The following is a 12,317-nucleotide window of genomic DNA, read 5'->3' as shown; positions in this document are numbered from 1 at the left end:
TGATGCCGGGCAGTGGATTTCAGCCCAGACCGATCTGGCCGAGAATGCCTTGACCGGTGAGAAGCTCGGTTGCAAGCCCGATCACGAATCCGAGCATGGCAAGGCGGCCATTCCAGGTTTCAGCGAAGGAGACGAAGCCGAAGCGGGAATCAGAGGTGGACATCGAATGTGAAGCGGTGTTGCGCAAACTGTAACAGCAAGTAAACGTTCTGGCTACAGCCTGGAGGGATTGGCCTGGGCGCCCCTTGGGCCTGGGTGCGCCGTCCATGTTCCCGTAGCCTCTCCGCAGGTTGGATCGGGAGTCTGGTGGCACCAGAGCGCAAGAGGGTTCAACCGCTGCTCTGCGGCTACTACGGCGAGCACAACCTGGGCGACGATGCCCTGCTGACCGCCCTGCTGGCCCAGTTGCCCCAGGGCTGTGATCCGCTCGTGACCGCCTTCGATCAGGGGGAGGTGGAGCAGCGCCTGGGGGTGCGCACCTGTGCGCGGAGGGATTTCGCGACGGTGCGCCGTGCTCTCGACCGATGTGATGCTCTTGTGCTGGGGGGAGGCAGTTTGCTTCAGGACGCCACCAGCTTCCGCAGCCTCCTCTATTACGCCGCCCTGATCATCTCGGCACGACTGCACGGAAAGCCTGTGCTGCTCTGGGGCCAGGGACTGGGGCCTCTGCGCCGGCGCCGCAGTCGCCTGCTGGTCCGGCGACTGCTGACCCTGGTGCAGGCCAGCAGTTGGAGGGATCCGGGATCAGCTGGCCTGGCCGCTGCCTGGGGAAGGCCAGGTCAGCTTGGCAGTGATCCTGTCTGGTCGTTGGCGACAAGGCCCTGGCATGGTCAAGGTGGCCCCCTGGTGCTCTGCTGGCGGCCCACCCAGCTTTTGGAGGGCGTGCGCTGGACGCCCCTGCTGGAGGCCCTCGACGCTGTGGCAGCCGCTGCGGATCGGGAGGTGATCTGGCTGCCGTTTCACCGGGATCAGGACCGGGGCCTGCTCGCTGCATTGCAGGACCAGGGGCTTGTCCCACAGCGGCTCTACCGACGCAGCCGGGAAGAGCTCGTTGCCACGCCCGAGGAGGCGATGGAGATCTTCTGCGGCTCCGCACTGGTGCTCTCAATGCGGCTGCACGGGCTGATCGTGGCGGCACTGGCCGGTGCACCCCTGGCCGCCCTCAGCTACGACCCCAAGGTGCGCGCTGCCGCTGACTCCCTGGCTTGCTCCTGTATCGATCTGGACCAGCCCCAGGATTCCTTCAACCTTGAGCGGGACTGGCTTCAGCAACTGGATCAGCCCCCCCAGCCGCAGATGGTGGAGGGACTGCGCCGGGACACAGCAGTCCACGGCGAGTTGCTGAGGCGCTGGCTGGGGCGCTGAACTGGGTTCAGTTTCAGTTCAAAGAGCTGGCAGCAGCGGAGGCCATCGCCACTGGAATGCGCGGCACTGGGAAGCCGTTGGCCCCAAGCACGTCGACGATCATGCGGTTGGTGTCGAAATAGACCTGCCAGTAGTTGGAGGTGTGGGTGTAGGGCCGCACCGCCAGCTTCGGACCGCGCTCGCTGAACTCAAGCACTTCCACATCGCCAGGCATGCCCTTGAACTGATTGGGCACCGTGGCCAGTCCTGCTTTTAGCAGGCTGATCGCTTTGGCCACATCGGCGCTGTTGTCGAGCTGGGCCACCAGTTCCACCCGGCGGAAGTCATGCACGGAATAGTTCTGGATGGTGTCGCCGAACAGCTTGCCGTTGGGCACGATGTTGCGCACGTTGTCGGGAGCCAGCATCGAGGTCACGAACATGCCGATCTCTTCCACAGTGCCGGTGACGCCGGCAGCCGTGATGAAATCGCCGACGCTGAATGGACGGAACACCTGCAGGAACACCCCGGCTGCGAAGTTGCCGAGCATGCCGCTCCAGGCCGCCCCGATCGCCACGCCGGCGCCGGCCAGCAGAGCGGCGAAGCTGGCTGTTTCAATCCCGAAGAAGCCGAGGATGGCCACCACGAGGATCACCCTCAGCACGGCGCCGAGGATGTTCAGCAGGTAGGAGATCACCGTGGCATCGAGGCTGCTGGTACGCAGTGCCCCCCGGGTCAGCTTCATGGCGAACTGGATCAACCAGCCACCAACGATCCAGAGGGCTACCGCCCCCACCAACTTGAATAGGAATGGAACGACCGTTGTAGCGATCAGAGCAGTGATATCCGGCACGGAACTCAGAGAAAGACGGGTTCACCCTCAACGTTAAACGTCTGTTACGTCAACAACGCTGTTGGCAATTGGAAACATTGGCTGCCCTGCCCTGCTTCGCTCAGAAGACGATCAGGCCTGGAGACGGGAGAGTTCATCGAGCACCTCCCGGCTGTGGCCCTGGGGGCGGACCGCAACCCAGCGGGCCCTGAGCACCCCCTTCGGGTCGATCAGAAAGGTGTGCCGCTGGGAGAAGGGGGCGATCCAGGATCCATAGCGCTGGCTGACTGCCCCGCCGGGGTCGGAGAGCAGGGGAAACACCAACCCTTCGCTGTCACAGAAGGAGGCATGGTCAGCAACGTCATCAGCGCTGACACCAACAACCTGGGCACCAAGCAGATGGAACTGCTCCAGATCGCGCTGAAAACCGCGCGCTTCAAGGGTGCAGCCGCCGGTGAAATCCTTGGGATAGAAGTAAAGCGCAAGCCATTTACCCTTCAGGTCACTGAGAGAAAGGCTGCCGGACGGGTCGAGATTAGGGCCGAATCCAGGCAGGCAAAAATCGGGCGCAGGCTGATCAAGGGGCGGCAGCGTTCCACCCAGCGCGCTGGCTTTGAGAGGCCAGCCGAGCAGGGGAGCCACCAGGCCAGGAACCAAAAGGGCCGGACCGGCGTGAACTAGCGCTCCTTCCAGGAGTTGGCGGCGGTTCACGGGGTGCGGACTTCAGAGGAGAATCAGATCTTGGCCAGGTTGATGCCGAGTTCGCGGGCATAGGCGCCAAGACCTTTTTTCTGGATCGTGCGCAGGGTGCTGGTGGCGACCCTCAGCTTCACCCAGCGGTTACCCTCCGCCCACCAGAGCCGGCGTTCCTGCAGGTTCACCTGTTGGAGTTTCTTGGTGCGCACGTGGGAATGGCTAACAGCCATGCCGTTGTTGGCGCGCTTGCCGGTGAGCTGACAAACCCGTGACATGAAGGCAACCGATACGCATGGGACTGGCAAGCTCCAGTGAAACTGGATATTGCCAAGGGGCCACCTTAACAAATGGGGTGTCCCGACACTCGCCCAATCAGCCGAGGCCCCGTTCCATCAGGCGGCCCATCAGTTCAGCACTGCGCTGCTGGAAGCCGGCCAGCTGGTTGGGCTCCAGTCCCCCCACGGCGAGGCGAGCCATGTCGTGGAGATGGCGGCTGAGATCGCTGGCCAGCTGCTGACTGGGTGACGCCCCACCTGCGGCGGTGATCACCGAGCCGGCCGCGAGCTTGAGCAGCCCCTCCACCAGCGGATGGCGGCGGTTCACCAGCAGCACGTGATGGTCGGGGAGCCCCGGCAGTCGCTGCTCCATCAGGGCACCCATGTCGTTGAGGCGACGCATCTGCTCGGGCAAAAGGATCAGGGCCGCAGGGGCGTTCTCCCCTTTCAGGGCCTGCACCTGGATGGTGATGCGTCCATCGCCTAGGGCGGTCTTGAACAGCTCCCGCAGCTGCTCGGAGCTGTCCTTGCCCTCGGCATCCACCAACTCGCTCTCCTGCTCGCGCAGGCTGTCATCCAGTTCGGCATCGACCCGGCGGAAGCTGAGCTCCTCGTGGCGGGCCTCCAGCCAGGGGATGAACTGGGCATCGATCAGGGTGTCGGCCAGGAGCACTTCCGCCCCCTCTCCTTGCCACAGGGCCAGGGGGCCGGCCTGGGACGCTTCATCGGTGCAGTAGAGGATGCGCTTTTGATCAGCCCCACCGAGACGGCTGCAGTAGCCGCTGAGGGTGGTGTAGGCCTTGTCTCCAGCGGCGATGGGGTCAATGTCCGCGGCAGCGGCGGTGGTGCCGAACAGAATCAGCTCGGCCACCTGATCGGCGAACTTCTCGTCCTCCATGGCTCCGATCTTGATGAAAGGGGCGATTCCCTCCCAGATCTCGGCATAGCGGGCGGGCTCATCGCGGTGCAGCTCCTTGAGCCGGTCTCCCACCTTCTTGGCCACGAAGCCACCGATCGAGCGGACACGCCTATCCGTCTGCAGCGCGCTGCGGCTCACGTTGAGGGGGATGTCGGGGGAGTCGATCACTCCTCGCAGAGGCAGCAGATAGCGGGGCACCACCTCCTTGATCGAGTCGCTCACGAACACCTGGTTGCAGTAAAGGCGGATCTCGCCTTTCTCCCAGTCGGCCCGCCCGGTGAGCCGAGGGAAATAGAGGATGCCTTGCAGGGTGTAGGGATAGTCGGTGTTCAGGTGCACCCAGAGGAGTGGATCACCCTGGAACGGGTAGAGATAGCGATAGAGGGCGATGTAATCGTCGTCGCTCAGCTCCCGCGGGATTTTGCGCCAGGGCGCCTCCCGCTTGTTCACCGTTTCGCCCTCCAGCTGCACGGCCACCGGCAGAAAGTCGCAGTAGGTGGTGATCAGGGAGCGAATGCGGGCCGGCTCGATGTACTCCAGCTCCTCCTCCTGCAGATACAGGATCACATCCGTACCGGGTTCGGTGCGTTCACCGGATTCCAGACTGAAGTTGGGGGAGCCATCACAGCTCCAGCGCACCGCTTCTGCGCCTGGGCTGGCGCTGAGGCTGATCAGCTCGACCCGCTCGGCCACCATGAAACTGGAGTAGAAGCCGAGGCCGAAATGGCCGATGATCGCATCGTCTTCGCGCTTGTACTTCTCAAGAAAGTCTTCAGCGCTGGAAAAAGCCACCTGGTTGATGTAGCGCTTCACCTCATCGGCGCTCATGCCGATGCCGTTATCGCTGATGGTGAGTGTTTTGGCCTCACGGTCAATCCTGATGCTCACCAGCCCTTCGGACCCTTCGCTGCAGTCGCCTGCCATGGCGGCCATGCGGCGTTTGCTGATTGCATCCACCGCATTACTGACCAGCTCCCTGAGGAACACCTCGTGGCCGGAATAGACGGCCTTCTTGATGATCGGGAAGATGTTCTCGGTGTGGATCTGAATCTGGCCTTGTTCCAGCACCGTCATGGCAAATGAAGAATGAATCTTGTCCTGTCGACCCTAGTGAAAGGCTGTAGAGCTGATCAAGGGCTCCGGAGGAGGGGTGACCGAACCACGGGCGCGCTGGCCTGAGCCAGGCTCGCTTCAGAGGCTGCTGCTGAGCAGCATCGGCCCGCTGGGCGAACGGCCGATCGGATCGGTTTCCAGGCTCACGCTCACGCTGGTGGCCAGGCTGGTGGGCATTGGTGGGATCAACATCGCCACATGGCCCTGCTCAGTGGGCACGAAGGAGACGCAGCCCATAAGCTCGCCATCAACCCTGGCCCAGAGCCGATAGAAGTGTCGGGGTGGGGCTGGCGGCAGATTGTTCAACATCAGCACGTTGTGGGTCGGGTTGCCCGTCACCATCACCTCCCCGTTCGTCGGGAGGCCGGCGGTGGTGGTTTCCAGCGGCAGGCGCCTCGGCGCGGTGGCGCTGCTTGGCCAGGCTGAGCGGATCTCACCCTGAGCCTGGCTGCTGAGTTGGTTCTGAAGCTGGGCCAGTTGCCGGCTGGTCTGCTGCTGCACGAGGCCAAGGCCGATCACGGCGACGCCCAGCAGGGCTGTGATCCCCCAGACGAAGGGCCTGGCCGGGCTTGGCTGCTGATCCCGCTGCTCCAGCAGCCGGCGGCGGAGGCGCAGCGGTGGCGTCGCCGCCGGCAAGGCCAGGGGGAGCAGTTCCAGGGTGGTCTGGAATTCGCCGAGGCGATCGCGCAACTCAGGCCTGCGAAGCAGCAATGACGAGAGCTGCTCCCGTTCGGCTGCATCCAGGTCACCGAGGGCATGGCCAGCCAAAAGGGCGTCGCTTGAGCTCTCCGGGTTGCTGTCGTGGGGGTGGGGGTTCATGGGGTGCTCCGGAAATCGATCAGCAGCTCCCGCAGGCGGATCAGGCCCTGTCGGGAGCGGGTCTTGACGGTGCCGAGGGGCTGTTGCAACCGCTCGGCGATGGCCGACTGGCTCAGGCCTTCGTAGTAAGCCATCTCCAGTACCTCGCGTTGATTGGTCGGAATCGCCGCGAGGGCCGTGCGAACCCTTCCGGCCAGATCTTCGGCCTCTGCACTGGCCTGGGGGCCGGGCCCAGCACGGGGGAACAACTGCTGTGACCAGCGTTGCAGCAGCTGCCAGCGGTTCTTGCGCTGGTTGATCCGGTTGATTGCCATCGAGCGGGTCAACAACAACAGATAGGCCAGCACCGGTCCGCGGGTAGGTTCGTAGCGGTCCTGTTGCCAGTAGCGCAGAAAGACGTCGTGACAGAGATCTTCCGCCTCCTGGCTTGAGCAGCAAAGCCGCAGGGCCAGGCGATACACCGGCCCTGAGCAGGCGTCATAGAGGCCGGCCAGATCGTCATGGGGTGGCTGGTGTGCCATCAGCGCCTTATCCAACGCTGCCCGGATCGGAGAATCAGCCATGGATGGTTGGACTCCCATGCGGGCAGTCGCTGCGGCATCGTCAGGAGACATACCGGCGAAGGATCCGATCGGATTGGTTGGAGCGGTGGCTGACCATGATTCCCGCCAGCAGGAACGCCACCCCCGCCACGGTGGCCATGCCCAGTGGCTCCCCCAGAAACAGTGAGGCGCTGGCGATCGCCACCACGATCGTCAGTGAGCCCCAGATCGACACGGTCGCCACATTGTTCTGGCGGTAAGCCAGTCCCAGGGCCACAGTGCTTCCCAGGGACAGGGTCAGGCCGTAGATCAGGATCACGCCGACGACCCAGCGCAGGTTGAGCAGGTGGAAGTGTCCGGGTCCGAACAGCACCAGAGCGATGATTCCGAACAGCAGCGCAGAGATCGTTGAGGGAATGCCCACCGTGACCACGGCCGGCCAGTGCCGGGTTGCGATGCTGCGGCCGGTCACCGCGGTGGAGCCGAAGGCCAGCACTCCCACCAGGGCCCAGCAATAACCGCTCAGCTGATCGCCGTGCCCACCCGCCGCCGCCATCGCCGCCCCTGGCAGCAACAGCCCAGTGGCGATCAGGCTGAGACTGAGCCAGAAACCCCGCGGCAGGGTTTCAGCAAGAAACTGGCGGGCCAGCAGGGCTGAGACCGGTAGAACCAGGGCGAACAGCAGGGTCTGGCTGATCACCGACAGGGATTCGAGGGCGAAGTAGTAGGCGATCGGGCCGATGAACAGCCCCAGGCCGGCATCGATGAACAGCAGCTTTCGGTCCGCCCGGTTCAACAGTGCTATCCCTGGCTGGATCGAGGCCCGGCCTGGGATCAGGGAGGCCAGTCCGATCACCAGCTGGGCCACGAAAAACACGTTGCAGAAGCTGATCGGGTTTTCACCGTTCACCGTGTGGGCGGCTCCATAGGTCTGCAGTGCTTTGAGCACCGTGGCATCAAGACCCTTGAGCAACACGTAGAGCCCAAGGGGAATACCTCGCCGCCAACCAGGATCCCTCAGCACCAATCCGATCGGTGCGCTCATCGGTACAGGGAGAGTCTGAGGACCATGCCGCTTCGGTTCATGGCCTTGGCTTCCCCACTCTTTCCGCATTCGTCATGATGGCTCTCAAGACAACCCTGGTCGGCACCCTGGCCCTGGCCCTGCTCGGCGGTTCCGCTGTGCCCGTTCATGCGCAGAGCATGATGAAAGAGGACAAAATGATGGCTCCAGCGGGCGCCATGGTTAAGCACAGCTTCCGCAAGGCCGAAGCGCCCGTCAGCGGCAGCTTCATGGTCAAGAAGGAAGGTGGCAAGCAGATGCTTGTTCTCAGCAGTGATTTCAAGACCAACGACATGGCTCCCGACCTGAAGGTGATCTTCAGCCCGTCGGCCACCCCTCTGGTGAGCACTAAGGCCCCTGGCTACCCCCTCAAGGCTGGCTCCTACACGATCCTCGCCTCGTTGAAATCCGCCTCGGGTGCCCAGAGCTATGTGATTCCCGCCTCGATCGACCTGAGCAAGCAGGGTTCGGTGCTGATCTGGTGCAAGAAATTCAACGCCACGATGGCCTGGGCCCCCCTGAAGCCCTGAGCCATGCAATCCGTCGATTGGCTTTGGCTGCTTCACCCGGCCCTGGCGGTGGTGCTTGTCTATCCCCTGCTGGGCATGGTGCTGCGGCTGGCGCAGCAGACGCGGGACCGCCGCCTCACCCAGGCCAAGCACCCGCCCACGGTGGGCCGTGATCATGCTGATCTCGGCAAGTGGCTGGCGGGCTCGGTGGTGGCGATCGTGCTGCTGGCCGAGGCGGTGGTGATCGCCACCAAGCATCCCCTCTCATCCTTTGAGGGGGGAAGCTCGCGGCTGGCGCTGATGGTGATGGTGCTGATCGGATCCGGGGTCGCCCTGGCGGCCCTCTGGCGGGTGAAGCAACCCCCCTATCGGGCCAGCATTGCCCTGCTCTGCTGGGCCGGTGTGATCGGCCTGGGGCTGCAGCCGGAGGTGTTCCGGCTCAGCGACAACCCCCTCGATCCGGCCTTCTGGCAGTCGCACTTCTGGGGCGGGGTTGGTCTCACCGGCCTGATGCTGTTCTCGGTGGCCTGCCGCCCCGAGATCCACAAGCACCTGCGCTGGCGGCGGTTGCACGTCAGCGCCAACGCGCTGGCAGTCCTGATCTTCCTGGCCCAGGGGATCAGCGGACCCCAGGATCTGCTCGAGATACCGCTCAGCTGGCAGAAGCCTGCGCTCGATGCCTGTGATTTCCAGGCCCAGCGCTGTCCGCCGCCCGCGCCTTCGTCCACTCCCTGAGGATTCATTGTGCCCTTCGAAACCCTGGCCGGCCGATCTTCGGCCCAGTCGGCCCGCCGCCGCCATTGGCAGTCCCTGGGTGTTCAGCACACCCTCTGGCAACGGCTCTGGCGCCAGCCAGTGTTCGATGGTGATGCGCATGCCCTGGCCCCTGTTCTTCCTGGCCATGACCAGGCTGTGTCTGGGCGGATTTGACCTTGGGGCGCAGCTCCTGGGATCGGCTGGGTGGGCATCCGGGGGTCTGGATCCTGGGGGTTGCCGACCGAAAATCCCTGGGGTGCCAATCGAAAGGTTATTGCTGCTGCGTTCCGCCGCTGAGGCAGCTCAGAGCCCGGCGAACCACTCGTAGCCCTGGTCTTCCCAGGTGCCGCGCCGCTCTCCCAGCTGCGCGGTCACCCGCAGGCCGGTGACCCATTTGCTCTGCTTGTAGCCCAGCTTGATCGGCGCGGTCAGGCGCACCGGGGCGCCGTTCGCTGCCGGCAAGGGCGCCCCGTTCATGTGGGTGGCCAGGAGGGTCTGGGGGTGCAGGGCCGAGGCCAGATCCCAGCTCTCGAAGTAGCTGTCTGCGGAGTCAATCAGTAGGTAGCCGCCCAGGGGCGAAAGCTGCGCCAGCCGCAGCACATCCGCCAGCCGCACCCCCGACCAGGCCACCACCGCCGCCCAGCCCTCCACGCAGACATGGCGCATGACGCAGGTGTGCTGGGGCAGGGCGGCGAGGGCCCCCAGATCGAGGCTCAGGGGACGGCCCACCAGTCCCTTCACCTGGAGGCGGTAGCGCTCTGGATCAAGGCGCGGCACGCCGTTGAAGCTGTTCACCAGCAGCGCGGCGGGCTCCACCTTATCGGGCCTGAATTCGGGCACCTTCCCCTGGCCCTGGAGCAGGGCTTCGATGCGCTCGTTTAGGGGCTGGGTGGCGTCGCCCACCGCCGCGCTGAGGCCGTTCAGGGCGCAGCCCCCCAAAAAGAGGGAGGAGCTGCCCCCGAGGCCCAGGCCGAGGAGCTGACGCCGGTTCACAGGGTCATGGCCCGCAGCAGGCGCAGGCCCCCGACACGCCAGCTCAACACCACGTGCGCCAGCACCAGCAGCACCATCGCTGGAATCGTGGCCAGGTGGCTCACCCGCAGCATCTGCCAGCTGGTCACCCCGAGCGGTTCAGCGAGGGCGAACAGGCTGGTGAGCCACCAGAACTGAGCCGGTTTGTACATCGCCAGACCACTGATCAGGCTGAAGGCCAGCACGATCAGCATCAGGGTGTAGACGATCCGGTGGGCCGAGAGCCGCCGCCGTGGCGCACTGGCGCTGGCCTTCAGAGCGGTGAGATCGCCGAGTTCCCCCAGGCGCCGGCGGCGACGCTGGACCAGCAGGGCCAGCCAGAGACCCAGGTTGAGGGCGTAGAGGCCCATGAAGCCAAAGTGCCAGTCGCGGCCGCCCGCCAGCCAGCCGCCGAGGGTGAACAACTCCGGCACGACGGCTCCGCCCCGGCCCCCGAAGACCGGGTTGGCGTTGTAGATCTGCAGGCCGCTGGCGGCCATCACCAACAGCACCACCAGGTTGAAGCCGTGGAAGGCCCGGGTCCAGAGCGGGTGGTGGGGCTGGCGGGCGGACGTGTGGGCCATCTCAGAGGGCCATCGCCGGGTACAGGGCCCGCAGCCGCGCCAGCTTCGGCTGGTCGTGGACCACGATGTAGGGGTGGAGGGGGTTCCGTGCCATGAAGTTCTGGTGGTAGGCCTCGGCGGGGTAGAAGGCCTGCAGGGGCACCACCTGGGTGACGATCGGCTGCGGGAAGCGGCGGGCGCGGCTGAGCTGGTTGATCGTCTCGAGGGCGGTGCGTCGTTGCTCCGGGTTGGCGGTGAAGATCGCCGAGCGGTACTGGGGGCCCTGGTCGGGACCCTGGCGGTTGAGCTGGGTCGGATCGTGGGCGACCTTGAAGTAGATCGTCAGCAATTGACCGTAGGAAACCCTTCGGGGATCGAAGCGGATCCGAACCGCCTCGGCATGGCCGGTTCGGCCGCTGCTGACCGTGTCGTAGCTGGCCTCCGAGCGGCTGCCTCCGGCGTAGCCGGAGACCACCTCGCGCACGCCCTTGACGTGCTCGAACACGCCCTCCACCCCCCAGAAGCAGCCCCCCGCCAGCACGGCGGTTTGCAGGGGTGCCGGCGGTGTCGCCGACCGGGTCGCCGCTGGCCCTGCGGTGGCCTGGGCTGGTGCCAGCAGCAGCAGGCCGAGGGCCAACAGCGGAGAGAGGTAGCGCGAACGCATGGCAGGTTCGTGGTGTGATGCAAGAGATACCGGTGAACGCGCTGATTGGATGGGGAATTCTTGGCCGGTGATCGCCCGCACCGCGCCGGGCTACGGCTCGATTGCCACGATCGATGAAACGAAGCGGGAATTCAGCGAGCAGGGCCCGCTGTTCAGCGTGCCGACGTTCCCCAAACCCATACCCTTCCGGAGCTGGCGTTGATCACGGCTCGCAGCTACTCCCAACACGGCGAAGTCGTGTACAAAGAGGCGAAGATTTACGGGGTAAGCCCCATCGCGACAAGATCCTGATGAACCCCGCCGATCTGAAGCGCTCGGGTCTGCGGGGCCAGGTGGTGGCAGACCATGTCGGCTGAACGGCAGCGGCTGGCTGCCGACGATCTCCGTGAAGCCCGCTGGCGCCCCTGGGGCCCTTACCTCAGCGATCGCCAGTGGGGAACGGTGCGGGAGGACTACAGCGCCGATGGCGAGGCCTGGAACCATTTCCCGTTCGATCAGGCCCGCTCGCGGGCCTACCGCTGGGGGGAGGACGGCCTGCTGGGCCTATGCGATAACCACCAACGGCTCTGTTTCTCTTTCGCTCTCTGGAATGGCCTGGACCCCTTCCTCAAGGAGAGACTCTTCGGTCTGACCGGCCCCCAGGGCAACCATGGAGAAGACGTAAAGGAAATCTATTTCTATCGCGACAGTACCCCCAGCCATAGCCACATGAAGGGGTTGTACCGCTACCCCAATGGCTGCTTTCCCTATGGGGAGCTGATCGCGGAGAACGGCCGCCGGGGCCGGGACGCGCCCGAATATGAGCTCTTGGACACAGGTATCTTCGCCGGCGATCGCTTCTGCGACGTGCAGGTGGAATACGCCAAGCAGTCCCCGGACGACATCCTCATCCGCCTCAGCGTCACCAACTGCGGCCCCGATCCCCACACCCTTCATCTGCTGCCCACCCTCTGGTTTCGAAACACCTGGAGTTGGGGAGGCGACGAACCCCGGCCCTCAATTCAGCCTGACGCGCCGATTGCCGCAGCCTCCGCTCCTAATGCCGCACCCTGGCTCAGCCTGGTCGCGAGTCACCCCTCCATGGCAGGGCTGCCTAAAAGTTCCACAACAGCATTCTTGGCACGGCTGTCAGCATGGGTTTTGGTTGGCTGGAATGGCGGCCCTCCATGCCCGAAACCCAAACCACCGCAACGGAAGAGAGTGTTCCGAGC

The 12,317-nt window shown here is 64.8% G+C and carries 15 protein-coding genes and 1 pseudogene; 5 read left to right on the top strand and 11 right to left on the bottom strand.

What is annotated here, in order from left to right:
- Positions 1-19: 19 nt before the first annotated feature.
- Positions 20-163, bottom strand: a complete 144-nt coding sequence (locus KBY93_RS03165; protein WP_255092798.1) for a chlorophyll a/b-binding protein — start codon at positions 161-163, stop codon at positions 20-22.
- Positions 164-306: 143 nt separating this feature from the next.
- Between KBY93_RS03165 and csaB the strand changes: the two genes are divergently transcribed.
- Complete coding sequence (csaB, locus tag KBY93_RS03160; protein ID WP_255092797.1) at positions 307-1,365, top strand: polysaccharide pyruvyl transferase CsaB; 1,059 nt, start codon at positions 307-309, stop codon at positions 1,363-1,365.
- Positions 1,366-1,378: 13 nt separating this feature from the next.
- Here csaB and KBY93_RS03155 read toward each other — a convergent pair whose 3' ends face one another.
- From KBY93_RS03155 to KBY93_RS03125, 7 genes are all read right to left on the bottom strand, one after another.
- Positions 1,379-2,197, bottom strand: a complete 819-nt coding sequence (locus KBY93_RS03155; protein WP_255092796.1) for a mechanosensitive ion channel family protein — start codon at positions 2,195-2,197, stop codon at positions 1,379-1,381.
- Between the two features lie 111 nt (positions 2,198-2,308).
- Positions 2,309-2,887 (bottom strand): peroxiredoxin, encoded by a 579-nt coding sequence (locus KBY93_RS03150; RefSeq protein WP_255092795.1) that lies wholly within the window; start codon positions 2,885-2,887, stop codon positions 2,309-2,311.
- Positions 2,888-2,910: 23 nt separating this feature from the next.
- Positions 2,911-3,147 (bottom strand): 50S ribosomal protein L28, encoded by a 237-nt coding sequence (rpmB, locus tag KBY93_RS03145; protein ID WP_094553967.1) that lies wholly within the window; start codon positions 3,145-3,147, stop codon positions 2,911-2,913.
- Positions 3,148-3,244: 97 nt separating this feature from the next.
- On the bottom strand, positions 3,245-5,140 hold the full coding sequence (gene htpG, locus KBY93_RS03140) for a molecular chaperone HtpG (protein WP_255092794.1): 1,896 nt from the start codon (positions 5,138-5,140) through the stop codon (positions 3,245-3,247).
- Positions 5,141-5,257: 117 nt separating this feature from the next.
- Entirely contained in the window at positions 5,258-5,998 is a 741-nt protein-coding gene (locus KBY93_RS03135; RefSeq protein WP_255092793.1) for an anti-sigma factor, read from the bottom strand.
- On the bottom strand, positions 5,995-6,561 hold the full coding sequence (locus tag KBY93_RS03130) for a sigma-70 family RNA polymerase sigma factor (RefSeq protein WP_255092792.1): 567 nt from the start codon (positions 6,559-6,561) through the stop codon (positions 5,995-5,997). Before KBY93_RS03130 ends, KBY93_RS03135 begins: the two co-directional genes overlap by 4 nt.
- Before the next feature lie 40 nt (positions 6,562-6,601).
- Positions 6,602-7,585 (bottom strand): DMT family transporter, encoded by a 984-nt coding sequence (locus KBY93_RS03125; protein ID WP_255092791.1) that lies wholly within the window; start codon positions 7,583-7,585, stop codon positions 6,602-6,604.
- A gap of 74 nt (positions 7,586-7,659) precedes the next feature.
- On the opposite strand from KBY93_RS03125, the gene KBY93_RS03120 reads away from it, so the two are divergent.
- Positions 7,660-8,133: a DM13 domain-containing protein gene (locus KBY93_RS03120; protein ID WP_255092790.1), complete on the top strand. Its 474-nt coding sequence runs from the start codon at positions 7,660-7,662 to the stop codon at positions 8,131-8,133.
- A 3-nt stretch (positions 8,134-8,136) separates the two neighbouring features.
- Positions 8,137-8,847, top strand: a complete 711-nt coding sequence (locus KBY93_RS03115) for a DUF4079 domain-containing protein (protein WP_255092789.1) — start codon at positions 8,137-8,139, stop codon at positions 8,845-8,847.
- 324 nt (positions 8,848-9,171) lie between these two features.
- Here the strand turns inward: KBY93_RS03115 and KBY93_RS03110 are convergent, their stop codons facing one another.
- From KBY93_RS03110 to msrA, 3 genes are read right to left on the bottom strand one after another with little or no spacing between them, the layout of a single operon-like run.
- A complete protein-coding gene (locus tag KBY93_RS03110) occupies positions 9,172-9,861 on the bottom strand; it encodes a molybdopterin-dependent oxidoreductase (protein WP_255092788.1) in 690 nt (229 codons plus the stop codon).
- Entirely contained in the window at positions 9,858-10,463 is a 606-nt protein-coding gene (locus tag KBY93_RS03105) for a cytochrome b/b6 domain-containing protein (RefSeq protein ID WP_255092787.1), read from the bottom strand. The genes KBY93_RS03110 and KBY93_RS03105 overlap by 4 nt, the downstream gene beginning before the upstream one ends.
- Before the next feature lies 1 nt (position 10,464).
- The gene (gene msrA / locus KBY93_RS03100; protein ID WP_255092786.1) at positions 10,465-11,106 is read right to left on the bottom strand and encodes a peptide-methionine (S)-S-oxide reductase MsrA; all 642 of its coding nucleotides are present in this window, start codon (positions 11,104-11,106) and stop codon (positions 10,465-10,467) included.
- Between the two features lie 49 nt (positions 11,107-11,155).
- Between msrA and KBY93_RS03095 the strand changes: the two genes are divergently transcribed.
- Together KBY93_RS03095 and KBY93_RS03090 are read left to right on the top strand one after the other, a co-directional pair.
- Entirely contained in the window at positions 11,156-11,308 is a 153-nt protein-coding gene (locus KBY93_RS03095; RefSeq protein ID WP_255092785.1) for a hypothetical protein, read from the top strand.
- A 143-nt stretch (positions 11,309-11,451) separates the two neighbouring features.
- Positions 11,452-12,317: pseudogene (locus KBY93_RS03090) on the top strand (hypothetical protein); the annotation flags it as partial.

Origin of the sequence: Synechococcus sp. J7-Johnson, assembly GCF_024345795.1 — a bacterium.
Taxonomy (GTDB): domain Bacteria; phylum Cyanobacteriota; class Cyanobacteriia; order PCC-6307; family Cyanobiaceae; genus Regnicoccus_A.
This window is presented reverse-complemented; position numbering and strand designations above follow the sequence as displayed.

Excerpts from the sequence above, each read along its gene's own strand:
- htpG (WP_255092794.1), bottom strand. The coding sequence starts at position 5,140 with ATGACGGTGCTGGAACAAGGCCAGATTCAGATCCACACCGAGAACATC.
- KBY93_RS03165 (WP_255092798.1), bottom strand. The coding sequence starts at position 163 with ATGTCCACCTCTGATTCCCGCTTCGGCTTCGTCTCCTTCGCTGAAACC.
- rpmB (WP_094553967.1), bottom strand. The coding sequence starts at position 3,147 with ATGTCACGGGTTTGTCAGCTCACCGGCAAGCGCGCCAACAACGGCATG.
- msrA (WP_255092786.1), bottom strand. The coding sequence starts at position 11,106 with ATGCGTTCGCGCTACCTCTCTCCGCTGTTGGCCCTCGGCCTGCTGCTG.
- KBY93_RS03115 (WP_255092789.1), top strand. The coding sequence starts at position 8,137 with ATGCAATCCGTCGATTGGCTTTGGCTGCTTCACCCGGCCCTGGCGGTG.
- KBY93_RS03125 (WP_255092791.1), bottom strand. The coding sequence starts at position 7,585 with ATGAGCGCACCGATCGGATTGGTGCTGAGGGATCCTGGTTGGCGGCGA.
- KBY93_RS03095 (WP_255092785.1), top strand. The coding sequence starts at position 11,156 with ATGGGGAATTCTTGGCCGGTGATCGCCCGCACCGCGCCGGGCTACGGC.
- KBY93_RS03130 (WP_255092792.1), bottom strand. The coding sequence starts at position 6,561 with ATGGCTGATTCTCCGATCCGGGCAGCGTTGGATAAGGCGCTGATGGCA.
- KBY93_RS03105 (WP_255092787.1), bottom strand. The coding sequence starts at position 10,463 with ATGGCCCACACGTCCGCCCGCCAGCCCCACCACCCGCTCTGGACCCGG.
- KBY93_RS03135 (WP_255092793.1), bottom strand. The coding sequence starts at position 5,998 with ATGAACCCCCACCCCCACGACAGCAACCCGGAGAGCTCAAGCGACGCC.
- KBY93_RS03120 (WP_255092790.1), top strand. The coding sequence starts at position 7,660 with ATGATGGCTCTCAAGACAACCCTGGTCGGCACCCTGGCCCTGGCCCTG.